The sequence below is a fragment of the Sediminibacillus halophilus genome (genome assembly GCF_900103695.1).
Taxonomy (GTDB): Bacteria; Bacillota; Bacilli; order Bacillales; family Amphibacillaceae; genus Sediminibacillus; species Sediminibacillus halophilus.
Genome location: NZ_FNHF01000002.1, coordinates 469,950 through 493,455 on the forward strand (window position 1 = coordinate 469,950; position 23,506 = coordinate 493,455).

The window sequence follows — 23,506 nt, forward strand, 5'->3', positions numbered from 1 at the left end:
CGTAAAGAGAGAAAAAACGACCCCCATTCAACTGAAAGGGGAGCCATTGTAAGTTGATTGCTGTACGGAATCACACTTATTACCTGCCGTTTAAAACAATGCAAGCCGAATAAAGAGCATTTTACTCCGGCCTTACCTGGCGTGCTAAAAGCATAAAAAAACAGAGAAGCAGCAGCCTCTCCGTTTTTTCTTCTCCGTTTATGAGTCCTTGACTTATAATTGCTGTCCATAACAATCACTTTGTTTCAATATATCCATTGCTTCCTGATAATCCGCTTCGTCTACCTCAAAGTGAAGCAAATGGGTCACTGTTTCCGGATTCCCGTCTCCTGATTTGCTCGGCTCATTATTATTGACTAATGGAGCAATCGGAGCAAATCCACCATTTGTACCTGTTCCTGTATTGGCAGGGAAAAACGGTACAAGAACTTTTGTATCCGTTCCTTCTGGCACTTCCTCGACTGATACATTATTCACTTTTAAAGGTTGAAGCTTGGCGTGCACTGCTTCTGCATCGTTCTCATTCTTAAAGTAAGCATCAATCTGTTTCGACATTCCTCTCATCCTTCCGCAACTTGTTACCGTTATCATTCCCGTTATCGCACGCTTTAAAACCGATCTCCCCAACTGATTAGTTAAGTCCGGATCCTTATATAAGCTCTGTCATCAAACGATTCATTACCTTTCGCCATTCCTTTGGAGGCTTTATAAGCTCGAAAGCATAACGGATCTTCACGGAGTAATTTCTCCAGCGCAACTTCAGATTCAGATAGATTATTCCTTAGAAAAGGATAGCCGTCCGAGGCGAGGATGACTTCGGTCTTACCAGCAGGAACGGGGGTTACTTGAACCATATTCTGGTCAACCGGGAAACCATTTATCACTTCATAACCATATTGATTTTTGGGGTCGTTTTGCAGATAGTATTGCTGCAAAATCAAAGGCTGAATGAATTCCCAGCCGGTGTCGTGCACAAGCAAGTCCTCTACCGCCTTCCCTTTTTTTAATTCTGCTTCTAAGTAAAGAGAGCGGGCGTTGGCCGTGATGGTATCAAGTTGTTTTTCGTTTTTGTAAAGCTTGCCTTCGATAATAGCCTGACAATCTCCGATTTGCCAGACCTCCCTGTGATAATTGCTATAAATAGCCATGCATGCAGAAGGGGCAAGCCACTTCACTCGACTTATCTCCTCCAGCAGCTCTTGTTTTTGATAGAATGACTGCATAGATTGATTAATTTGTTCAATCATTCCTTCCAACGTCACTTTCTTATCCATTCGTTCAACAGTTTGTTTGACGATTTCACCCGCAATTCTTCCAGGTGACTTTCCATTGATTTTTTTACCCGAAACATTGGTGGCACCGTCTATCACAGCTGTAAAATCTTCATTGATCACAAGCATATCTTCACAGAGTTCTGGGTCAGGTCGCTTTCCCTGCAAAAACGATTCGATGACATGGATTCCCACAGTTCTTCCTCCTCAGAATTATTCCAATATTTTCAACGATTGCTTAGTACATTCCATGCTTTAGCTTTTAAGTGGTTATGTTTATAATATATAATTGGGTTTCTAACTTGAAAAGAGGAAGGAAGGTATTTGTGCGAATAAAATTCAATCTCATTACACAAATTTTCATAGCGTTCATTCTCGCTATTATTCTAGGAATTATTTTCAAAGAATCCATCGCAGTCATCGCACCGCTTGGTGATTTGTTTTTACGGCTGATCAAATTCATCATCGCCCCACTCATCTTATCGACACTTGTCGTCGGGGTTGCCAGCAGCGGGGACCCCAAGCAGCTCGGAAGAATCGGGTTGAAAACCGTTGTTTACTATTTGTTGACAACAGCGGTTGCTATTATCATCGGCCTGGCCGTGGCCTTCATGCTGTCACCGGGCAAAGGAGTGGATGTTTCACTTTCGGAGAGTGCTCCTGAAAAGGAAGTGCAGGAGTCCCAAAGTGTTGTCGATACCTTCTTAAATATCATTCCGGAAAACCCATTCGAGGCGCTGGCAAGCGGCAACATCCTGCAAATTATCTTTTTTGCCTTATTTATCGGACTAGCAATCACATTCGTGGGAGAGAAAGCCCAACCAGTTTATCGATTTTTCGATGGGTTTGCAGAGGTTATGTATAAAATTACCTCCATCATCATGTATGTAGCGCCAATCGGAATTTTGGGACTGGTTGCTCCTGTCATAGGGGAGTATGGACTATCTGTACTGCTTCCTTTGCTCAAGGTAATTCTTGCAGCTGTTATTGCCTGCATCCTCCATGCTGCTATTGTTTATTCTTCAGCAGTCCGGATATATGGAAAAATAAACCCTGTCACCTTCTTCAAAGGGATTTCACCGGCCGCTTTAGTAGCTTTCAGTACGGCTAGTTCTGCCGGTACCTTGCCTATTACATTGAAAAACACACAAGAAAACCTGGGAGTTCCCAAGAAAATCAGTAGTTTTGTGCTGCCGCTTGGTGCAACAATCAATATGGATGGCACGGCGATTTATCAAGGGGTTGCCGTTGTTTTTATCGCCCAGTTTTATGGTTTGGACCTGTCGTTCATCCAATTGCTTACCGTTGTAGTTACTACGGTTCTGGCCTCTATCGGAACAGCCGGAGTACCAGGAGCAGGTTTGATTATGCTGACCATGGTATTAAGCTCCGTCGACATGCCTTTGGAAGGCATTGCGTTAATTGCCGGGGTCGATCGAATTTTGGATATGTTCCGGACAACCTTGAATGTTGTCGGAGACGCTTCCGCGACTGTCGTCATCTCCGGATCCGAAAAAGAACTACCAGGCCAAAGAAATGCGGAAACGCCTTGATAGTCCCTGTATTTAACATAATAACCCCTGCCGTTATCGGCAGGGGTTTTGTATTCGTTATTATCATTCATAGTTTGGCAGAATCAATACTTCCACCCGTCGATTCTTCTCCCGGTTCTGTGGACTGTCGTTCGGAGCGATTGGTTCATACTCTCCATATCCTTTTGCACTGAACAATCGCTCATCCAAGTCTTCATTGCCCAATAACAGCCGCATGAAATTGACTGCACGCATGACGCTTAACTCCCAGTTCGATTTGAATTCGCTGCTGTGGATAGGCTGATTGTCTGTATGTCCGCTGACTGTGATTTCATGCGGAGGATTAGTGTACAAAAAGTTGGAAACTTCTTTCGCAATTTCCTGCCCATCCCCGCTCACTTCCGCGCTTCCAGAATCAAAAGAAACATCATTCAGGATAGAAATCAATAAACCTTTATCGGTTAAATTCGTGTCCAGCACATCCGTTAATTCATTTTCAGTTATATATCCATTAATTTTTTGCTGGATTTTTGCGAGCCTCTCAATTTCCGCTCTTTTTTTCTCTTCATCCTCTGCCTTTTCCTGCTGTTCTTCTTCCTTTTCCTCCTGCTCTTCACCGACCAAGGGTTGTTCTTCAGGGGAAATCGTTGTGCCGTTTTCCATTATCCCTTCGCCGCTTGAGAATTCCCCTCGCATTACATTGGCCAGCTCAGCGAACTTTTCTTGGTCGACTTTACTGATGGCAAACAATACAATAAACAGCGCAAGGAGAAGCGTCAGCAAGTCGGCATAAGGGACAAGCCAGGTTTCATCAATATGGTCCTCCTTATGCTTCTTTTTCTTTCTCACTGTTCTTCTCCCTCCTCAAATTCGGCATACTCTTTCGGTGAGAGATAGGAGCTTAATTTCCCCTTGATCACTTGGGAAGAATCCCCAGTAGTCAAGGATAAAATCCCTTCAATCATGACACGTTTTGCATGCAATTCCTTTTTAGATTTTTCCTTCAGTTTATTGGCAAATGGATGCCATAGTACATAACCGGAAAAAATACCAAACAAGGTCGCTACAAAAGCAGCAGCAATGGCATGTCCTAATGCCTCGGTATCCTCCATATTTCCAAGGGCAGCAATCAATCCGATAACAGCTCCTAATACTCCCAATGTCGGAGCATATGTACCCGCCTGGGTAAAAATGGATGCTCCTTCCTGATGACGCTCTTCGATAGCATCTATTTTTTCCAATAAAACATCGCGAATGAATTCTGGTGTCTGTCCGTCAACTGCCAACTCCAAACCAGATGCCAAAAAAGGATCTTCAATTTCATCCAAATGGTTTTCCAAAGCCAAGATTCCTTCTCTTCTGGTCAAATTCGCCCAATCCGTGAACATCGGTATAATATCTTTTACATCTTCGGTTTTTTGCTCTGTAAAGATGATTTTGAATAGTGCCGGTACCTTTTTCAGCGTTTCGAGCGGAAAGGCAATACATACTGCAGCCATGGTACCAAGAAAGATAATCAAAAGGGCCGCAGGATTGAGCAAGTTTACAGGACTCACTCCTTTTAACACCATCCCCACTCCAACTGCAATAATCGCTAAAAATATTCCTCCAAAAGATGTTTTGTCCATTATTCTCCCCCATATCGATTCCTGTTGTTATGCCTAAACAACTCTTTATTTTTGATGTCTCTTTAAAAACAGTAATTCCTTCGAGTTTTGGTAAGTACCAACAACTCTACTGAAAAACCTATTCTATGTACTGTGACTACAAAACCACAGCGGAATCGCCCCATGTCGAATAAAGGCGAATTTCTTCCTCATATTATTTATCGGATGGAAAATAGCAATTTTAAAGGAGAAAAGGAGGAGAAAAAGAAGGAGCTGCAAAAAAACATTTTAGAAAGCTCTTTTTGCATGCTTTTTTGCTGTTAACTGGCGTAATTGATATAAACTGTGATAGTTTTCTTTGTCTTCCTAACTTGCAAGAAACGTCTTATCAAAAGACATAGCTAGGAAAACAAACAGAAAGTCCAAGAGAAGGAGAAAAGACGGAATCCCAACTGTTTTCCAGGGAGAAAAGCACGCCTTTCCTGACAACCGTTTGTAAGAAGTCTGTTGGGTTTCAAGGAAAAAGCGCGAGCTGAAGATCCGCTTGGTAAAGTGGTTTTCTTTACCAAGTTAGCTGAAGCCGTGCCTGCGGAAAAGCAAAGTATGTTACCGAAGCGGTGGTTAACCACTCTTTTGAATAGACATTTGAACTTCCCATTACAGGTACTGTGTTATTAACATTTTTTCACAGTTTTTTAGCGCATCCTTCAAAAACAAAAACAATGCACGAGTTATCGGAAAATCGCCGGGGAGGCCACTTATCGGAGTACTCGTGCATTGTTTTGAAAAATATATTGTTCTCCATTATTATGCCATGGATTTCTCAATCTGTCATACATCTAAGGTTGGAATTTTCCTAATATTTTCGACGGAATTGACAACATGACTAGTAAGCATGTTGTTTAACAATGCTCATATACTTGGATTAGCAATACCTAAGTAGGACACCAATCAATTTTTAAAGAATAGAATAAGAAAAACTGGTCATGATTACATAAAAAGCCTTGTGTGAAATCCACCATTTGTTTCTTAACCAAAAAAGGAGTTGGATAAGATGAAACAAGGCAGAGCGCCTTACCCTCCAAGCCATCACTTTATGAACCTAACCGAGAAAAAGTTAAGTTTTGAAGCGGTCTTTAAACGTATCATTACTTTTATGCAACAAGACCCTGCCGCAAATTATCGCTTGATGGTTGGAACGGATTCTCAAGTGTATCGATCGCACACGCTCTTTGTAACCGGGATAGTTATACAACGCAAAGGAAAAGGAGCTTGGGGATGTGTGCTGCCAACTATTTTCCCACGGAAGTATATGAATCTGCACGAGAAGATTTCCATGGAAACATCATTGACCGAACAAGTCGCCTATTTATTTGATGAGAAGAAAAAAGAACAATTGATCGATATCATCCTGCCCCACCTTTACCATGGAAGTTCCCTGACCATGGAAGGGCATATCGATGTAGGATTGGAAAAACGATCTCTCTCCCGTTTTTTGGCCGGGGAAATGATGTCCCGTATCAAAGCTTCTGGATGGGAACCAGTAGTGAAACCAGAAGCATTCGTTGCTTCTGGCTATGCCAATCGATATACAAAAACACCAGAGAAATTTTCCATCTAGATAATTCATTGCTTTATAATCGCAATGGAAACGCCTGTAAGAAGTGCTTTTATCTCTTTAGCTGAAAAGGTTACCTTACTCATGTTACCATATAGAAGAAAATTAGCATAAAATATACTGTAGCTAAAACATTCTTTCTCACGTGTACTAACTACAGGCACCACCTGTTTCTATAGTAATTTTTAATCCTCTATATTGTTGGTACAACTTATCCTCAACATAGTTGAATTCATGGCTATGAATTAACATGTGCTTACATAGCCCGTCTGTTATCACCCCTTGGTTTATAAGACATAGGGCATAGTTGATCTTTTCTTCATCAGCTTTTGTTCTTCCAGGATATCCCCCCCCCTTTTTTGCAGCTAAAATGCCTTCCTTTGCCCGTTTAGAAGTGAGATCTCGCTCAAATTGGGCAATGCCTGCAAAATTAGTAAACATATTATTCCATGCCCGTTGTTGTATCCACATCAGTCCTTACGTGGAACGAGATAAATATGGTGTCTTCGGGTCGAAGTAACTCCAGCATACGATTTAGGGCCGGACATTCCTGTTACCTTCTCCAAAAGGATGCCTTTACATCCAAATTCTTCAAGCTGTCTTTTTTTGACGATCCAAATTTTGATTAATAGTCGAAACGCGCATGTAACCAAATTTCATTTGTATCCTCACCTTTTAGCATAATTGAAGCAACTGTAGGGTGAAACTGCATTTTAATTGATGTATTTTTCGTATATTAATTAATCCAATGGAATAAGGTGGGGTATGAAATTGAATCCGAGGGGAGAAAAAACCATGCCTTATTCCATGTATCCATATTTAGGTTGGAAGCAGCAATGTACCAACGTCCCTGTCGTCTTTCCGTCACAGCATCAAAATAGGCAACCAGGTTTTGAATATTTGATGAATCCTCACCCGCTATCAGAAAATCCTACCTATACAGGTAGCGGGAAGTTGAAAAATAAGGTGGCGATTGTTACAGGCGGGGACAGTGGGATTGGTCGGGCCGTCGCTATAGCTTTTGCCAAGGAAGGTGCAGATCTTGTCATTGCTTATCTCGATGAACACCAAGATGCAGCTGACACGAAGCAATTCATTAACAGTTTGGGCCGTCAATGTTTGCCCATTGCTAAGGATTTAAGACTAGAGGAAAACTGTCATTCAGTTGTGGAAACAACAATAAAAACCTACGGACGATTGGATATTCTAGTCAATAATCACGGTGTGCAGTTTCATCAAAGAAGCATTATGGGTATTACGAAAGAGCAGTTGATTAATACATTCCAAACGAATATAATATCGTTTTTTGATATGACAAAAGCTGCGTTGCCTCATCTTCGTGCAGGTAGCTCCATTATAAATACGACCTCAGACACCGCTTTTTCAGGAATGAGCTTCATGATTGATTATACGGCCACCAAAGGCGCCATTGTTTCCTTTACGCGTTCTTTATCCCTCTCGCTTGCCGATCAAGGCATTCGCGTTAATGCAGTAGCACCCGGACCGATTTGGACGCCGCTAATTCCATCTGCATTTACGGCAGAAGAAGTAACCACATTTGGAACGGATGTACCGTTACGACGCCCCGGGCAACCGTTTGAGTTGGCTCCTGCATATGTGCTGCTGGCTTCAGACGATGGCTCATACATGTCAGGAAAAATTATTTTCGTTAATGGGGGCTCGATCGTTACTTGATAAATTGGCTAGAAAGTATGGGGAATCTAATACCCTAGGAGTGAATAAGTGGTCAAACTTATATTGGAAATAGCTAAAAAATTGCTTGCGGTCGATGAAGGTTTTCCTTTGGAGGGCTATTAATAAAAATTACAGATAATATGCGGAAAGATGACATAATTATAAACATGAGTGATTCTATTATCATTGGTGCCCTTGTTTTTGGATTAGTAGGCTATCATAACTTATAGAATTGAAAAGAAAGATGATTAATTTATTCAGGAATAGCCTCTTTAATAAAAGTAGTATGGGGGTACTTGTACCGATTTCCCTTAAATTAACCTGATCTTTTCGAATCATTTATAGTCACTTCATTTTAAATTGCTAAAATTACGGGTATACCACGAAAAGTACCCTCCCATCCTATAAATGAGGTGATTCGAATGCTTGAAAAATTGTTGAATGTATTGGTAGACGATTATGATGAGAAAGAATTTGAAGAGGATTTTGAATTACAAGAAGAAATGATTGAGTCAGACGATGAGGAAAACCTGGATCAGGATCAACTTATTGAGGACCCTGGCATTATTGGTAGGTATGAAGGAAATAATGTAACCGCCCATTCCTACTATTAAATCCTTTAAATAAACATATTTCAGCAGGCCTGCTTTTTATGTAGGCCATCCTTCCCCGTAACATCAACCTGTCGAAAAAATAATCCCTTATACCTGTGTAAATATACCTTTAGAAATAGTTTCTTTTCTATCAATAGGGACTTATTCGGTATAGACAACTATATTAATCTTTTAATAAAATGAAAAAGAGAAAGAGTTATTTATCGAAAGGAGGTACTTCTCGAAACAGAAACGTATCTAAATACGAAATATGGAGATAAAAGGAGGACGCATGAAAAAATACTTCATCCCTTTTTGCACAGTCGTTATTTGTTCATCATTTCTCATACCCGCTATCGTCACCGCAGATTCCCGCACCTCAGACAAACATTTACCTTCAATCGAAACCAAATTAAATAAACATTCGCAGCCAGTGGCCCATCCGGTTTTTTCCTGGGATCAACCAGGGAATTTGCCACCAGTCATTCATCCTGGAAACGCCCGGGGAGCAGGAATGGTCCAACAGCCGCTTCATGCAATCGACCAAACGATCAACGGATTTATCGCTGAACAAGCGATGCCAGGTGCCGTTACATTGGTTGCACGGCGTGGACATATCGTCCAGCACGAAGCATACGGTTATGCAGCCCGCTACTCGGATGCAAACCATACCGAAATGGAAAATCCCATTTCCATGAAAGAAGATACCATCTTTGATTTAGCCTCACTTAGCAAAATATTTACAACCACTGCTGCAATGAAATTGTATGAAGAGGGCTACTTTGAGCTGGATGACCCTGTCTCCAATTATATACCTGAATTTGCGGTTAACGGAAAAGAAAGCGTTACCATTAAACAACTAATGACCCATACATCCGGCTTTCCTGCCTGGATTCCCCTTTATACCGAGGGAGAAAACCGGGAAGATAGAATGGAACTTGTCTATCAATCGGGACTAACTGCCCTTCCCGGTGAGCAGTACACCTATAGTGATTTGAACATGATTACGCTCGGAGGATTAGTTGAAAGATTATCCGGCAAGCGTCTGGATCAATTTGTCTATGAAAATATAACGGAGCCGTTAAATATGGACGATACCATGTACAATCCACCAACCGATTTAAAAGATCGAATTGCTGCTACAGAATACCAGGCTGTTCCCGACCGTGGACTGGTATGGGGAGAGGTCCATGATGAAAACGCCTGGTCCCTCGATGGTGTTGCCGGACATGCCGGCGTATTCTCAACAGCCGAGGATTTAGCTGTATTTGCCCATATGTTCCTCAATGAAGGGAGATACGGCGGCTCACAAATTTTACAGCCCGAAACAGTGGAATTGCTTATGGAAAATCAAATTCCCGAATTCCCGGGAGACAGCCATGGTTTAGGCTGGGAACTTGGACAGGGCTGGTATATGGATGCACTATCTGAGGGAACAACTCTTGGCCACACAGGGTACACCGGCACTTCGATTGTCATCAACCGGAACAATGATACGATTGCTATCCTGCTGACAAACCGCGTCCACCCCAGCAGAGACACCGTATCGACCAACCCGGTAAGACGACAGTTTGCCCAACATGTTGCAGATGCAATTCCTGTAGCCATCCCCGGCAAAAAAGATGCCTGGTTTGCCGGATATGGCAGTCAGCTCGATCGCTCATTAACTATTGAATGGAATGAAGAGAAACCAGCTTTGTTAAGGTTTGATACTTGGTACCGAACCGAAACCAATTACGATTTCGGTTATATCGAGTCATCCAAGAATGGCGAAGACTGGACACAGTTAGACTCAATCAATGGAAGCAGTGTTGATTGGCAGCACCAGCAAATCCAGCTGCCGGCAGGTACAAGGTATATCCGCTTCCGTTATGAAACAGACGGAAGTGTGAATGGAAGAGGCTGGTATGTGCATAATATCCACTTAACTTCTGAACAAGGTAAAAACATCCCTACAGAAACAAAAAGTAATGGCTGGGTTGAACGCAACTATTAAAGAATCTATTACTTCCATTCCGATGGCATTAAGGTCATCTTAATCCTGAGTCTAGGAAACTAGAAGATGAAAACGGAGGAAATACCCAAACTCTTGCTGGAGGAAAGGCTTAGAAGAGAACCCGCAAGCGAGGCCAGAGGAAATTCATCAGCCACTTGCGGGAATTCCAGGATATTTCCGCAGCGGAATTTCCAAGTAAAAAAGCAGTTATACGTATACTAAAAACGAATTGAGGAGTGGATTCATGTGAAGAAAACGTTTGTCTCGCTGTTTGCTCTCGTTCTTTTGCTTTCTTCGCTAACCGTCGTATTTGCAAATGGCAATGGAAATGGACACGGTTATGGAAAAGATAAAGGAAAAGGCAACCCGCATAAATTCCAACTCGGCGTTGAACAACTGTTGAATGAGCAGAAGGAGTTAATTGAAGGACAAAAAGTGGGCCTCATCACCAATCCAACCGGCGTCGACCAGGATCTTAATAGTATTGTAGATTTGTTGCATAATGATCCAGATGTCGAGCTGACAGCTTTATATGGTCCAGAACACGGTGTTCGCGGAAGTGCACAGGCGGGTGATTATGTCGAATACTATATCGACGAACAAACCGGTTTACCTGTTTACAGTCTTTATGGGGAAACAAGGAAACCGACACCAGAAATGCTGGAAGATATTGATGTGCTTTTGTTTGACATTCAGGATGTCGGAACACGTTTCTATACGTATATTTACACGATGGCCTATGCCATGGAAGCAGCTGCTGAAAACGATCTCCCATTCATCGTGCTTGACAGGCCAAATCCAATCAGCGGGGAGAAGGTAGAAGGCCCTGTTCTTGATCCTGATTATGCTTCCTTCGTCGGAAATTATCCGATTCCGTTGCGTCATGGTATGACTGTCGGAGAGCTTGCAAAATTTTTCAACACGGAATATGACATTGGTGCTGATTTGACCGTAGTCGAAATGAACGGCTGGAATCGGAACGAATACTATGATGAAACGCCATTAGAGTTTGTCCTCCCATCTCCGAACATGCCGACGCTTGATACAGCATTGGTGTATCCCGGCGCAGCATTAATTGAGGGGACGAACGTTTCAGAAGGCAGAGGCACGACAAAACCGTTCCAGCTGATCGGTGCCCCTTTCATCAACAGTACCGAATTGGCAGCAGCTTTGAATGATTTGGAACTCCCAGGAGTCACCTTCCGGGCTGCATCGTTTACCCCAAGTTTTTCGAAACATAGCGGTGAACTTTCAAACGGTGTTGAAATCCATGTGACAGACAGAGACAGCTTTAAACCAGTGGAAACCGGACTTCACTTGGTTAAAACGATTCATGATATGTACCCAGATGATTTCGCCTTCCGTGCCGAAAATAGCAACGGTGTCTCCTTCTTCGATAACCTGATTGGAAATGGCTGGATTCGGGAAGCGATTGAAAACGGCCAATCCGTTGAGGAAATGAAAGCCGAGTGGCAGGACGAACTGAATGCTTTTAAAGAAGTTAGAGAGGAATATTTGTTGTATCGTTAGATTGAAAGAAACAGACCGTCCCTATGGACGGTCTGTTTTTTTATACCATGACAAATTAATGGCTTCTTCTTTATCTATCTTCCACAAGGATATAAGCAGCCTTTATCGGACCATGAACACCGACAACTAGATTCATTTCGATGTCAGCACTGTTGCTCGGACCACTAATAAAATTGATGCATGATGATATCCGTCCGCCACTTTCTATCTGATGGTGGATTTCTCTCGCTGCCTGGGACATTCTTGGAACCAGAGAACTTTTTGGAATGATGGCAATATAAGTAGAAGGAAGCAAACTTACAGACCGTCCCTTACCATCGCTACTAAATAGAACGACAGTACCAGATTCCGCCAGGGTGATATCACTGAACGTAATGCCTGCATCAGCTTGCTCTGCCAAATGGCGGCTTTGCCCAGGGCTTTCTATGTCCCATTTAAAAACATCAATATCACTACTGTTTTTCCAATCTTGATACTTATTTGTTAAGCCGAAACTGGAAAAACGCGAGTCATCCGAGGTCAACGCTGTTTTAACACCATACGCTTGTAACACTTGTAAAATCTTAGCATCCAACTCTTTCTCTGTGGTCCGGATAAAATCCGTATGGATTACCTCGCATTGCTTCTCCAATACATCAACAAGCTCGTTTTCTGTCAGGTCCGCAAGCACTTTCCATTGAACCTGATGTTTCCATTTTGGCCGGATAACATTATCTTTCCTACGGTTCCGTCCCAATTGACCAGCAACCTTATCTAAAAATGCTTCCCTGTTTTTAATCTCCCCTCTTTGCAATGTGTTGTCCTCCTTTGGTTCTATGCTTGAACCAATCCCTGAAACGTTCTTTTTGTGGCAATGGGAGCTCTCGAGCGCCGGTCCAAGCTTTTAGCGGTCCAGGCCCTTTGGAAATAGTTCCATCCCTGACAAACGGTGTAACGAGGAAAGGAGCCATTTTTGTCGCTATATTAAAAAGACCGGCTGAACCTGCTAGTTTATGAAAGCCTTGCATCGCCAATTTTTCAGATAAGTTTGATTTGTTTTCCTTCTCTACAATATTTCTCCGGTGATCAATTAAGTACTCATGTAATGGTATTTTTACAGGACATACCTCTGTACAAGCACCACAGAGAGAAGAAGCATATGGCAATTCTTTATAATCCTCATAGCCCGCCAATAATGGTGTCAGTACAGCACCAATGGGCCCTGGATAGATAGATCCATAAGCATGACCTCCTATATGTCTGTAAACAGGGCAAACATTGATACAAGCAGCACACCTGATACAGTGCAGAGCCTCTTGGAATTCTGTTCCTAATATTTTGGATCGTCCGTTATCGACAACGACTAAATGAAATTCTTCCGGTCCATCTCCTTCCGATTCTTCCTTTGGGCCTGTTAATGCAGTCACATAACTGGTTAACTTCTGACCAACCGCAGCTCTTGTCAAAAGACTGACTAGTACATCAAGTTCTTCCCATGTAGGAACAATTCTTTCCATTCCCATCACAGTGATTTGCGTTTTAGGGAGAGTGGAAACCATTCGAGCATTCCCTTCATTCGTTACCAAAGCACAAGTGCCCGATTCTGCAACCGCAAAGTTACATCCTGTGATGCCGACCTCCGCGGATAGAAACTCTTTTCGTAATTGTTCTCGGGCAAATAATGTCAGTTCTTCCGGTTTCTCTGTATGGAGATACCCAAGCTTTTCTTTAAATACATCCCTGATTTGTTCTTTATTTTTGTGTAGAGCGGGGGCAACGATATGAGAGGGGGGATCATGGTCATCGATTTGGAGGATATATTCTCCCAAATCCGTTTCTACTACGTTACAACCTTGTTCTTCCAAAATATCATTCAAGGCTATTTCTTCTGTTACCATTGACTTTGACTTGGCTATCTTCCGTGCCTTTTTCTTTTCAATTACTTCACTGATGTAATGATTGGCATCATCAGCCGTTTCGGCGAAGTAAACATGTCCACCTCTTTCTGCTACCTTCTCACTTAATTGCTGTAAATAAAAATCGAGATTCTCCATTGTGTGTTGTCTGATTTCCTGCCCAAGATTGCGCCATTCTTCCCAGTCCCCTAATTCTTCAGCTGCATGGGAACGACTGTCCTGAAGTCGGCCCTGTGCGGAACGGACGGCGCCTCGCATGAATTCATTTCCCAGACCTTTTTCAACTCTGCTCTTAAATGCTTTTTCTCCAACATGCAATGGCATCAGTTATCCCCCCGACTGTTCAAAATTTCAGCAATGTGCATCACCTTTATCGGTTTCTTTTGTCGATTCAAACGGCCTCCTATATTCATGAGGCAACCCCCATCTGCTCCGATCAACACATCAGCATCTGTTTCTTCAATATGGAGAGCTTTTTCGTCCACCATTTGTTGGGAAATCTCCGGCATCTTAACGGAAAAGGTTCCTCCAAAGCCACAGCAATCATGGCGATTCGGTAAATCAACCATCTCTAGACCGCTGACATTGCTCAATAGTTTTAATGGAGCCTCCTTCACACCAAGTAAACGAGTCATATGACAGGATGTATGATAGGTGGCCTTAGCATGAAATTCTGCTCCGGTGTTTTCTATTTGTAGAATCTCCGTTAAGAATTGGGTGAGTTCATACGTTTTTCGCTTTAATGCCGCCGCCTTTACTTTCCAGTCTGGTTCATTCTGCAATAACTCCTCATATTCACGGAACATATAAGCACATGAACCGGATGGACAAACTACATACTCCGAATGCTCAAAAGCGGTAATCATATTTTTAGCAGCTGCTTTTGTCTTTTCATGGTAACCACTATTATAAGCAGGCTGACCGCAACAAGTCTGTGTTTCCGGGAAGTCCACTTCACATCCGTACCGCTCGAGTAACTCCACCGTCGCTTTACCGGCATTCACATAAAATACATCCCCGAGACAAGTAATAAATATAGAAACTTTCATTTTCTCCCCTCCTGCCATGAATGGTGACGCATTCAAAAAGCTTCTCACTATCCCTCCTTAAACTCCATTGCTGGCTGGTAGTCATTTCTCTAAGAGAATTTTTCTTATCCATAAAAAACATTGCTATTTTCCGAGCACTTATTATATTTTAATCAAATTTAATGATCTGTCAGACAATTGCTGCAAGATTGCCGTATCCACTTTTCCATCTGTTATGACATGGTCAATAGCTTCTATACCACTAAGCCGTGAAAAGGCCCGCACACCAAATTTACTATGGTCAATCATTATAAAAACGGAGTCAGCATTATCCATCATTTTTTTCTTGATCCTTGCCTGTTGTTCGTCTGACTCACTGATTCCTTTATCGAGGTGGAATCCTTTACAAGAAATAAATGCTTTATTTACATGGTAAGTATCCAAAGAAGATTCCGCCAAAGGCCCGACGTAAGAAAGTGATTTAGACAGCAATGTTCCTCCGGTCGAAATCACAGTTACTTCTTTCCTGCTGCTCAGTTCCATCGCTACTTTAATCGAATTCGTAAGGACTGTAACCGGAATGTCAGGCAGGGCTTTTGCCAGATACCATGCAGTTGTACTGGCATCCAGCATGATTTTATCCCCTTCGATGACATGTTTAGCGGCCTCATTAGCAATTTCCTTCTTTTCTTTAACGTTGGTTATTTCTCTTTCGGAAAATGAAAGCTCTGCCGATTCATCCGGGATTATGCTAACAGCTCCACCATGGCTTCTTGCCAACTTCTGCTCTGTCTCCAATTTTTCCAAATCTCTGCGGATTGTCTCTTCTGTAACCGAAAATATACGACTGAGCTCGGAAACACGGATACTTTTACGTTCATTTACAACCTCTACTATCTTTTGTTGCCTCTCTGCAACTAACACTTCCTACCCCTACTTTCATGCCCTCTCTAATATGACGGTTTAATTTACTCCTCATTTTAAACAGGAAAATACGGTTCCGCAACACAGACATAGAGGGGATCTCCGATTAATAAGGACCTTGCCCTCTGCCAGATTTTCAGTTTAATATCTCATTTTTCTTTTTAAAGCAGGATAGACAGGGGCGGTTACACCGGAATAAACGCTGTTACCCCGCGGTATCATCCCCACGGCTTACCTTTACCTTGTAAATGCTGCTGCTACACCGCCATCTACTGTTACCATGCATCCTGTAGTCTTAGCTGACTTGGATGAAGCAAGGAACGCGATTGACTCCGCAATGTCCTGCGGCAGGATGTTCACATTCAATATGGTACGTTTTCGATAGTGTTCTTCTAAGTCGTCTGTTCCGATTCCATAGGAGGAAGCTCTTTCTTCTTTCCACTCAGAATCCCAGATTTTCGAACCACGGATAACGGCATCTGGAAGGACGGAATTGACACGGATGCCGTATTGGCCTCCATCTGCTGCCACGGTGCGGGCAAGATGTACTTCCGCTGCTTTAGCAGTGCTGTAAGCCGCTGCATTTTTGCCTGCATAGATTGAATTTTTTGACCCAACGAAAACCATGCTTCCACCGATTGCCTGGTCTTTCATCAACTTGAACGCTTCTCTTGCAACGAGGAAGTAGCCGGTTACCAATACATCCATGTTCAAGTTCCACTTATCCATCGTTGTTTCTTCAAAAGGGCTTGAACTAGCCAACCCAGCATTATTTACAATAATGTCCAACCCACCATAAGTTAAAACGGAATCTTGAATTGCAGCCGATACTTCTTCTTCCTTGGTAACGTCCATTTTCACTGCAGTAGCACGCTTTTCACCAAAGCGATCGTTGATTTGACCCGCAAGTTCTTTTGCTCCTTCTAAGTTGATATCTGCAACTACGACATGGGCACCTTCGGAAACAAGTCGATAACAAGTGGCACTTCCGATACCACCGGCTCCTCCAGTTACAAATGCGACCTGGCGGGAAAATTCCGCTTCTGGTGGCGCAAGGCTAAGTTTATATAGTTCCAGCGGCCAGTATTCAATTGCAAATGACTCTTCTTCGTTAAGTGATACGAAGTTTCCAAGAATGGTAGATCCCCTCATTACAGAAACCGCTCGGTGATAGAGGGACTCACTGACATTTGCTGCAGTCCAGTTCTTTCCTGTATTAATCATGCCGAGTCCTGGGATCAGTACAACACGAGGCGCTGTTTCTACCATTTGGTCCCCTTCCGATTTATTTCTTTCAAAATATGCTTCGTATTCTTCCTGGAAGGAAACAATGCCGGCTTTCACACTTTCTATCAGAGCGTCTACATCTTCACTGCTCGGATCCCATTGCACGAATAATGGCGTCCGTTTCGTATGCACAAGATGATCCGGACATGCCGCACCGATTTGCGACAACTCTTTCGCATTTTCGCTGTTTACAAAATCCAAAACATCTTCACTGTCGTCGTATGTAACCAGCATCTTTTTGTTTCCGCTGACTTGCCCGCGAACAACAGGAAGTACTTTAGCAAAAATTTCTTTTCTTTCTTCCGCTGACAAAGACTCATATTTCTGTCCACCGAACAGTGTTTGTCCCTTCGCTTTTGCTTCGATGTAGTCTTCCGCTTCCTGAATGACTGATATTGTTTTATCATAGCTTTCTTTAGAGGTTTCTCCCCATGTCACCAACCCGTGTTTTTCCATGATTACCAATTCAGCATTCGGATTGTTTTGGACACCTTCAGCTATCATTTTGGATAACTTGAAACCGGGTCGGATATATGGCACCCATACGAATCGGTTACCGTATATTTCTTTTGCGATTGCTTTTCCATTGTCTGCACATGCAATACTGATGATAGCATCTGGATGTGTATGATCCACATGTTTAAATGGCAAAAACGCATGCAGCAATGTTTCGATAGAAGAACGGGGATGCTTGGCATCGATCATACAGTGAGCCAAGTAGTTGACCATATCCTCATCCGACATTTCATCTTTTTCCATCAAGGGCCGTATATCTTCCATTTTCAGTCCGGTGAAGTTCTTCGCGCCCATTGTCGCCAGATCAGATCCGCTCCCTTTCACCCACATAACTTCGATTTCGTTCCCGCGGAAGTCTGTTTCTATGGATTTTGTTGAAGTATTTCCGCCACCCCAGTTGGCAACAGATCGATCTGAGCCCAATAAATTGGAGCGATACACCAATTCTTCTAAACCGCTTTCATCGTTAGTTTTACTTGCATCCCATCGATATTGTACCAACATTAATTCCTCCTCTATTCGGTTTGTTTCCTTTTCTGTTTTAATCATAACATATGTTTGTTTGTTTTTGAATTATAATTTTTATCTTTGTTTATTTTTATTTAAATTAATAAATATGTAACAATGTAACTGTTCATCCTAGTACAAAGTGCAACTTAAGCTCGGAAACCCCAATGGTATAAAATATGTTTTAAAAGCAAAACAACATAAACAAAAATTTGTTTTTTGATCAGATTAGCTTCTTTTCATAGAAATTAAAAATAAAATGAATACTGGAATAGTCTCTCCATCCCTCCAAAAGTCGCCAATAAAAAACGGACCAGCTTCATCCTCCACTGATCCGCATGTATATTATCTCTTCAGCAAAACCTCGTTTTCATAATGTTTGATATCTTCCAGCCATGTTTCTTTTGCAGGCACTCCCATTTTTTCGCAATAATAATCCCAAATTGCGCCGAATGGATAGGTCTTAAATTCTTCCATTAAAGCCAAACGGTCCGTAAAGTTACCTTCTTCTTGTAACTGTTTTAAGTGCTCATTTGGTTGAAGGAGTGCATATAACAGAGCTTTAATCATGTTACGGGTTCCAATGGTCCATGCAGCAACCCGGTTAATACTTGCATCAAAGAAGTCTAATCCTATTCTTACTTTATCAAGGGCACCGTTTCGGACAATTTCTAAACCAATTTCTTTCAACTCATCATCAAATATGACAACATGATCGCTATCCCAGCGGACTGGCCTCGATACATGCAGTGCCAGTTGATCACTATACAGAAGCATTGCCGAGATTTTATTGGAGACCACCTCTGTTGGATGGTAATGTCCTGTATCCAGCAAGCATAGTTTATTATTCTTTAAAGCGTATCCTAAATAAAATTCATGGGAACCGACAACATATGCTTCAGAACCGATGCCGAACAGCTTGCTTTCCACCGCATCGACATTATATTTTTCATCAATTTCAACAGCAAATATCTCATCCAGCGACTCTTTCAAACGCTGTCTCGGAGTTAAACGGTCACTAGGGATATCCTTGTAACCATCTGGAATCCAAATATTCGTTAAAGCAGATGTACCTAGTTCTTTACCGAAATACTCCGCAATCTTGCGACTGGCGATGCAATGTCTGATCCAGTAATCGCGTATCTCCTTATCAGGATGTGCCAGTGTCAAGCCATCCGCCGCTTTTGGATGAGAAAATAGTGTCGGGTTGAAATCTAACCCTAATCCATTCTCCTTCGCCCAGTTCACCCAGTTTTCAAAATGCTTTGGCTCCAGCTGATCCCGTTCCACAACTTCTCCATTAGTTTCCGCATAAATCATATGCAGGTTTACTCGGTGTTTCCCTGGTATAAGTGAAAGAGCCTTTTCTAAATCTCCCCTTAATTGCTCCGGTGTTTTAGCTTTACCGGGATAATTTCCTGTTACATCTATTCCCCCGGAGAGTTCCTGCTTATTTACTTCAAACCCACTGACGTCATCCCCTTGCCAACAATGAATCGAAATAGGGATTCTTTGCAATTTATCTAATACTCCCTCGACATCTACTCCCCACCTCTCATATGCCTCTTTCGCCATTTCGTATTGCTCTTTTATATTCATGTTACATTCTCCTCCTCTCGCCTGGCTGCTGTATATCTTTTGAGCTCAAAGGATTGGCCAATAATGTTTCTTGCCTCCTTGATATCCTTTATTTCTCCTAGTGTGATTAGCTGAGAAACAAGGTTACCAATTGCCGTTGCCTCTACCGGCCCTGCTATAACTTCTTTTCCTGTTTTATCAGCAATCAGTTGATTTAACATTTCATTCTGGCTGCCGCCGCCGATAATATTAATTTTTTTAAATTCTTTCTCATATATTTCTTCAATTTGATCAAGAGCTTTTTGGTAGCTAACCCCTAAACTATCAAAGACACATTTCGCTACCTCACCTGGTGTCCCAGGCACCTCTTGATATGTCTCCTGACACACCTTTTGAATTTCTTCTATCATGTTTTCCGGCTTCAGAAAACGATCATTATCCACGTTTATCTTTGCTCTGAATTCAGAGGCTTTGTCTGCCAACTCCACTAATTCCGAAAAACTATATTGATCGTTGTAATTCCTCTTGACTTCCTGAATCATCCATAATCCCATTACATTTTTCAAAAAACGGTACTGATAACCGAAACCACCTTCGTTAGTAAAGTTATAGTCCAAAGCTTTTGTAATGCAGATAGGAAACGGGTTCTCGACACCAATCAGTGACCAAGTCCCAGAACTTATATATACCGTATCATCCACCTCCGGAACGGCAACCACAGCTGAACCGGTATCATGGGTGGCAGGGAGGATTACCTTCATATCTATACCAAGCTCTTTTGATAGCTCTGTTTCCATATCTCCCAGTATTGATCCCGGTGGTTTTATTTCTAAGAACATTTCTTTATTTATTCCAAGCAAATCCAATAAATCTTCGTCCCACTTTTTCGTAAAGGCATTTACTAACTGAGTAGAGGTAGCATTCGTATATTCATTTACTTTCTTTCCGGTCAATAAGTAGTTGAAGTAATCAGGAAGCATCAGAAAAGATGTCGCTTGGTCCAGAACTTCCGGATTGCTCTTTTTTAGAGAGTATAATTGATAAATTGTATTGAATTTTTGAAACTGTATTCCAGTTTCCAAATATAGACGCTCTTTGCTAATGAAGTTAAAAACTTCCTCCATCATTCCGTCCGTTCTAGCGTCGCGGTAAGCGATAGCATCTGTCAGTAATCGGTTTTTTTCATCTAATAAGACAAAATCAACTGCCCATGTATCAATTCCGATGCTTTCAGGATGTAACCCCCTATCCCAGCATAAGCGGATTCCCGTTTTAATTTCGTTGTATAAAGCATGAACATCCCAACAATAATGACCTTCTTTTATAATCAAGTTGTTGTCAAACCGGTGTATTTCCTCCAATTTAAGGTTATTATCCTGCAGGCACCCAGCAATAAACCTTCCACTTGATGCACCAATATCAACGGCTATACTGCATTTGCTCATTATTACACCTCCTGTCGAAAGCGCTTAACTGCTTGATATAGGGAAGTAAAAACCTTTTTTGGATGAGATTATTCCACTTCCTTGAATTATTTAAATTTGAATATTTTCTCTCAGACTCTTCAATTCTTTCATTATATTATTTTGCCCTCTGCCAAAATAATCGTGCAGCTTCTCATATTCTCTGAAAAGTCTTTCGTAGACCTCTACATTTTTTGGAATAGGAATTATTTTTTCTTCTTTTACTCTAGCCATTTTGTTTGCAGCTTCCACAATGTTAGAAAAACCGCCATTCTGTTTTCCGGCTGCTACTGCTCCAAACATAGCTGCTCCAACTGCAGGAGTATGCTTAGAATCAGCTAATGTAATGGTTCGGTTAGTTACATCTGCATAAATTTGCATTAATAATTTGTTCTTTTGCGGTAATCCACCACATGCGTATAGTTCATCAACGGAAATGCCGTTATTATGGAAAGCCTCGATAATTTTTCTTGTTCCAAATGCTGTTGATTCTAAAAGCGCTCTGTAAATTTCTTCCGGTTTAGTTTGAAGGGTTGCTCCTATCAGTAAACCGCTTAATTGTGTGTCTACTAGTACTGACCTATTTCCATTCCACCAGTCAAGCGCAAGCAACCCTGTCTCACCCGGTTTATATTTACTAGCTTCTTTTTCTAACCATTGATGAACGTTCATTCCTTCTTTCTCTGCTGTCTTCTGAACATAAGCAGGAACGCCTTCTTTTACGTACCAGGCAAAGATATCTCCGACAGCTGACTGCCCTGCCTCGTAGCCGTAATAACCAGGAATGATTCCATCTTCTACTACTCCGCACATACCTTCAATATCTTTTTCCTCTGTCCCCAAAAGCATGTGGCAAATGGAGGTGCCCATTGCCATTACCATCTTCCCTGGTGACACTACTCCTATTGCTGGCACGGATGCATGAGCATCAACATTCCCTACAGCTATTGAAGTTCCAGTACACAAGCCAGTAAGAGCAGCCATCTCCTCTGACAAAACTCCAGCCTTCGAACCAAGTGGTTCAACTTTCCCTTTTAATTTGGTGTCCGTCAAGTCCGCTAATCTTGGGTCAAGAGCACGAAAGAATTCTTTATCCGGGTAGCCCTCTTGTTTGTGCCACATTGCTTTATAGCCAGCTGTGCAACTGTTTCGGACAAAGGTATTCGTCATTTTCGAAACTACCCAATCCGCTGCTTCTACAAATTTATCTGCCTTGTCATAAATGTCCGGAGCTTCATTCAGGATTTGCCAAGCTTTTGCAATCATCCATTCAGATGAAATCTTGCCACCGTATCTAGATAGAAATGCCTCTCCCCTTTCTGATGCTATCTCATTTAGTTGATTAGCCTCCTTTTGTGCAGCATGATGCTTCCATAATTTCACCCAGCTATGAGGGTTATCCTGTAATTCTGGGTGGAAGGAAAGCGGATCCCCTTCTGCATCTATTGGAAGCATTGTACATGCCGTGAAATCTATTCCCAAACCGATAACATCCTGGGGTGCCGCTCCGGATTTTTCGAGGACTGCGGGAACAGATTTTTTTAAAACTTCTATATAATCGCCTGGATGTTGTAGTGCCCATTCATGGTCTAGTTTAATCCCTGAAACAGGCAATTTATTATCAATAACACCATGTGGATAAGGCGTTACATGTTCTTCTAGTTCTCTCCCGTCCGATAATGCGACGAGTACTGCACGTCCTGATTCAGTTCCATAATCAACCCCAATTGCATACTTTTCCGTCATCATTGCGCCTCCTTATCCTCTACTGGCCATAATATGCATTTACTCCGTGTTTTCTTAAATAATGTTTATCTAATAGAACTTGATTCATAGGTCTTAGACCATTGTTTATTTGAAGAGAACGGAAGGCCATTTTTGATACCTCTTCCAGAACTACTGCATTGTGGACAGCCTCTTGAGGATCTACTCCCCAATTGAAAGGGGCATGGCTGTTAACTAAAACGCCTGGAACCTGACGGTAATCTATATCTTTAAAAGTCTCCACAATCAGTTTTCCGGTTTCCTGCTCATAGTTTCTGTTTATTTCTGTTGCTGTCAATGCTCTGGTACAAGGAATAGAGCCATAAAAATAATCAGCATGTGTTGTTCCTAACGGCGGGATGAATTTCCCGGCTTGTGCCCATATAGTAGCCCAAGGAGAATGAGTATGGACGATCCCCCCAATTTCAGGAAACGATTTATAAAGTTCGATATGTGTTGGCAAATCTGATGACGGTTTTAAGTTACCCTCCACCACATGCCCTTCCATATTTAGTACTACAAGTTTCTCTTTGGTAAGATTTTTATAGGGGACCCCACTTGGTTTAATAACAACCAACCCACTGTCTCTATCGATTCCACTGGCATTTCCCCAAGTGAAAGTAACCAAATTAAAGTCTTCTAATGCTATATTTGCCTGCAAAACCTTTTCTTTTAATTTTTCCAGCAAATGAAACAACACCT

At 42.0% G+C, this 23,506-nt stretch carries 19 protein-coding genes and 1 pseudogene; 6 read left to right on the forward strand and 14 right to left on the reverse strand.

The features are described from left to right. Positions 1–213: 213 nt before the first annotated feature. Entirely contained in the window at positions 214–555 is a 342-nt protein-coding gene (locus BLR82_RS09290; RefSeq protein WP_074598717.1) for a hypothetical protein, read from the reverse strand. Between the two features lie 80 nt (positions 556–635). Further along, positions 636–1,466 carry a hypothetical protein gene (locus tag BLR82_RS09295; RefSeq protein ID WP_074598718.1) on the reverse strand — a complete coding sequence of 277 codons (831 nt, stop codon included), beginning with the start codon at positions 1,464–1,466 and terminating at the stop codon, positions 636–638. 137 nt (positions 1,467–1,603) lie between these two features. Here BLR82_RS09295 and BLR82_RS09300 point away from each other — a divergent pair, with 137 nt between their 5' ends. After that, positions 1,604–2,824, forward strand: coding sequence for a dicarboxylate/amino acid:cation symporter (locus tag BLR82_RS09300; RefSeq protein ID WP_074599089.1), 1,221 nt, complete (start codon positions 1,604–1,606; stop codon positions 2,822–2,824). Positions 2,825–2,887: 63 nt separating this feature from the next. On the opposite strand, the gene motB is transcribed toward BLR82_RS09300, so the two are convergent. Both motB and motA read right to left on the reverse strand, forming a co-directional pair. After that, positions 2,888–3,652, reverse strand: coding sequence for a flagellar motor protein MotB (motB, locus tag BLR82_RS09305; RefSeq protein ID WP_074598719.1), 765 nt, complete (start codon positions 3,650–3,652; stop codon positions 2,888–2,890). Continuing rightward, a complete protein-coding gene (motA, locus tag BLR82_RS09310) occupies positions 3,649–4,431 on the reverse strand; it encodes a flagellar motor stator protein MotA (protein ID WP_074598720.1) in 783 nt (260 codons plus the stop codon). The genes motB and motA overlap by 4 nt, the downstream gene beginning before the upstream one ends. Before the next feature lie 1,033 nt (positions 4,432–5,464). Here motA and BLR82_RS09315 point away from each other — a divergent pair. Further along, entirely contained in the window at positions 5,465–6,031 is a 567-nt protein-coding gene (locus tag BLR82_RS09315; protein ID WP_074598721.1) for a ribonuclease H-like YkuK family protein, read from the forward strand. Positions 6,032–6,304: 273 nt separating this feature from the next. Here BLR82_RS09315 and BLR82_RS20585 read toward each other — a convergent pair. Next, a pseudogene (locus BLR82_RS20585) lies at positions 6,305–6,688 on the reverse strand (recombinase family protein); the annotation flags it as partial. A gap of 135 nt (positions 6,689–6,823) precedes the next feature. On the opposite strand from BLR82_RS20585, the gene BLR82_RS09325 reads away from it, so the two are divergent. The 4 genes from BLR82_RS09325 to BLR82_RS09340 all read left to right on the forward strand — a co-directional run bounded on the left by BLR82_RS09325 (position 6,824) and on the right by BLR82_RS09340 (position 11,842). After that, the gene (locus BLR82_RS09325; protein WP_074599091.1) at positions 6,824–7,723 is read left to right on the forward strand and encodes an SDR family oxidoreductase; all 900 of its coding nucleotides are present in this window, start codon (positions 6,824–6,826) and stop codon (positions 7,721–7,723) included. A 422-nt stretch (positions 7,724–8,145) separates the two neighbouring features. After that, positions 8,146–8,337, forward strand: a complete 192-nt coding sequence (locus tag BLR82_RS09330; RefSeq protein ID WP_074598723.1) for a hypothetical protein — start codon at positions 8,146–8,148, stop codon at positions 8,335–8,337. A gap of 271 nt (positions 8,338–8,608) precedes the next feature. Next, positions 8,609–10,312, forward strand: coding sequence for a serine hydrolase domain-containing protein (locus BLR82_RS09335; protein ID WP_074598724.1), 1,704 nt, complete (start codon positions 8,609–8,611; stop codon positions 10,310–10,312). 246 nt (positions 10,313–10,558) lie between these two features. Beyond that, positions 10,559–11,842, forward strand: coding sequence for an exo-beta-N-acetylmuramidase NamZ family protein (locus BLR82_RS09340; RefSeq protein ID WP_074598725.1), 1,284 nt, complete (start codon positions 10,559–10,561; stop codon positions 11,840–11,842). 70 nt (positions 11,843–11,912) lie between these two features. On the opposite strand, the gene BLR82_RS09345 is transcribed toward BLR82_RS09340, so the two are convergent. The 9 genes from BLR82_RS09345 to araD all read right to left on the reverse strand — a co-directional run bounded on the left by BLR82_RS09345 (position 11,913) and on the right by araD (position 23,492). Continuing rightward, the gene (locus BLR82_RS09345) at positions 11,913–12,635 is read right to left on the reverse strand and encodes a LutC/YkgG family protein (protein ID WP_074598726.1); all 723 of its coding nucleotides are present in this window, start codon (positions 12,633–12,635) and stop codon (positions 11,913–11,915) included. Beyond that, a complete protein-coding gene (locus tag BLR82_RS09350; RefSeq protein ID WP_074598727.1) occupies positions 12,616–14,061 on the reverse strand; it encodes a LutB/LldF family L-lactate oxidation iron-sulfur protein in 1,446 nt (481 codons plus the stop codon). Before BLR82_RS09350 ends, BLR82_RS09345 begins: the two co-directional genes overlap by 20 nt. Continuing rightward, positions 14,061–14,786: a (Fe-S)-binding protein gene (locus BLR82_RS09355; RefSeq protein ID WP_074598728.1), complete on the reverse strand. Its 726-nt coding sequence runs from the start codon at positions 14,784–14,786 to the stop codon at positions 14,061–14,063. Before BLR82_RS09355 ends, BLR82_RS09350 begins: the two co-directional genes overlap by 1 nt. Before the next feature lie 141 nt (positions 14,787–14,927). After that, positions 14,928–15,689 carry a DeoR/GlpR family DNA-binding transcription regulator gene (locus tag BLR82_RS09360; protein WP_074598729.1) on the reverse strand — a complete coding sequence of 254 codons (762 nt, stop codon included), beginning with the start codon at positions 15,687–15,689 and terminating at the stop codon, positions 14,928–14,930. 237 nt (positions 15,690–15,926) lie between these two features. Continuing rightward, a complete protein-coding gene (locus BLR82_RS09365) occupies positions 15,927–17,993 on the reverse strand; it encodes a bifunctional aldolase/short-chain dehydrogenase (protein WP_074599093.1) in 2,067 nt (688 codons plus the stop codon). A gap of 351 nt (positions 17,994–18,344) precedes the next feature. Further along, the gene (gene rhaA / locus BLR82_RS09370) at positions 18,345–19,598 is read right to left on the reverse strand and encodes an L-rhamnose isomerase (RefSeq protein ID WP_074598730.1); all 1,254 of its coding nucleotides are present in this window, start codon (positions 19,596–19,598) and stop codon (positions 18,345–18,347) included. Next, complete coding sequence (gene rhaB, locus BLR82_RS09375; RefSeq protein ID WP_074598731.1) at positions 19,595–21,022, reverse strand: rhamnulokinase; 1,428 nt, start codon at positions 21,020–21,022, stop codon at positions 19,595–19,597. The genes rhaA and rhaB overlap by 4 nt, the downstream gene beginning before the upstream one ends. 90 nt (positions 21,023–21,112) lie before the next feature. Beyond that, complete coding sequence (locus BLR82_RS09380; protein WP_074598732.1) at positions 21,113–22,786, reverse strand: ribulokinase; 1,674 nt, start codon at positions 22,784–22,786, stop codon at positions 21,113–21,115. A gap of 19 nt (positions 22,787–22,805) precedes the next feature. Further along, the gene (gene araD / locus BLR82_RS09385) at positions 22,806–23,492 is read right to left on the reverse strand and encodes an L-ribulose-5-phosphate 4-epimerase (protein WP_074598733.1); all 687 of its coding nucleotides are present in this window, start codon (positions 23,490–23,492) and stop codon (positions 22,806–22,808) included. Between the last annotated feature and the right edge of the window lie 14 nt (positions 23,493–23,506).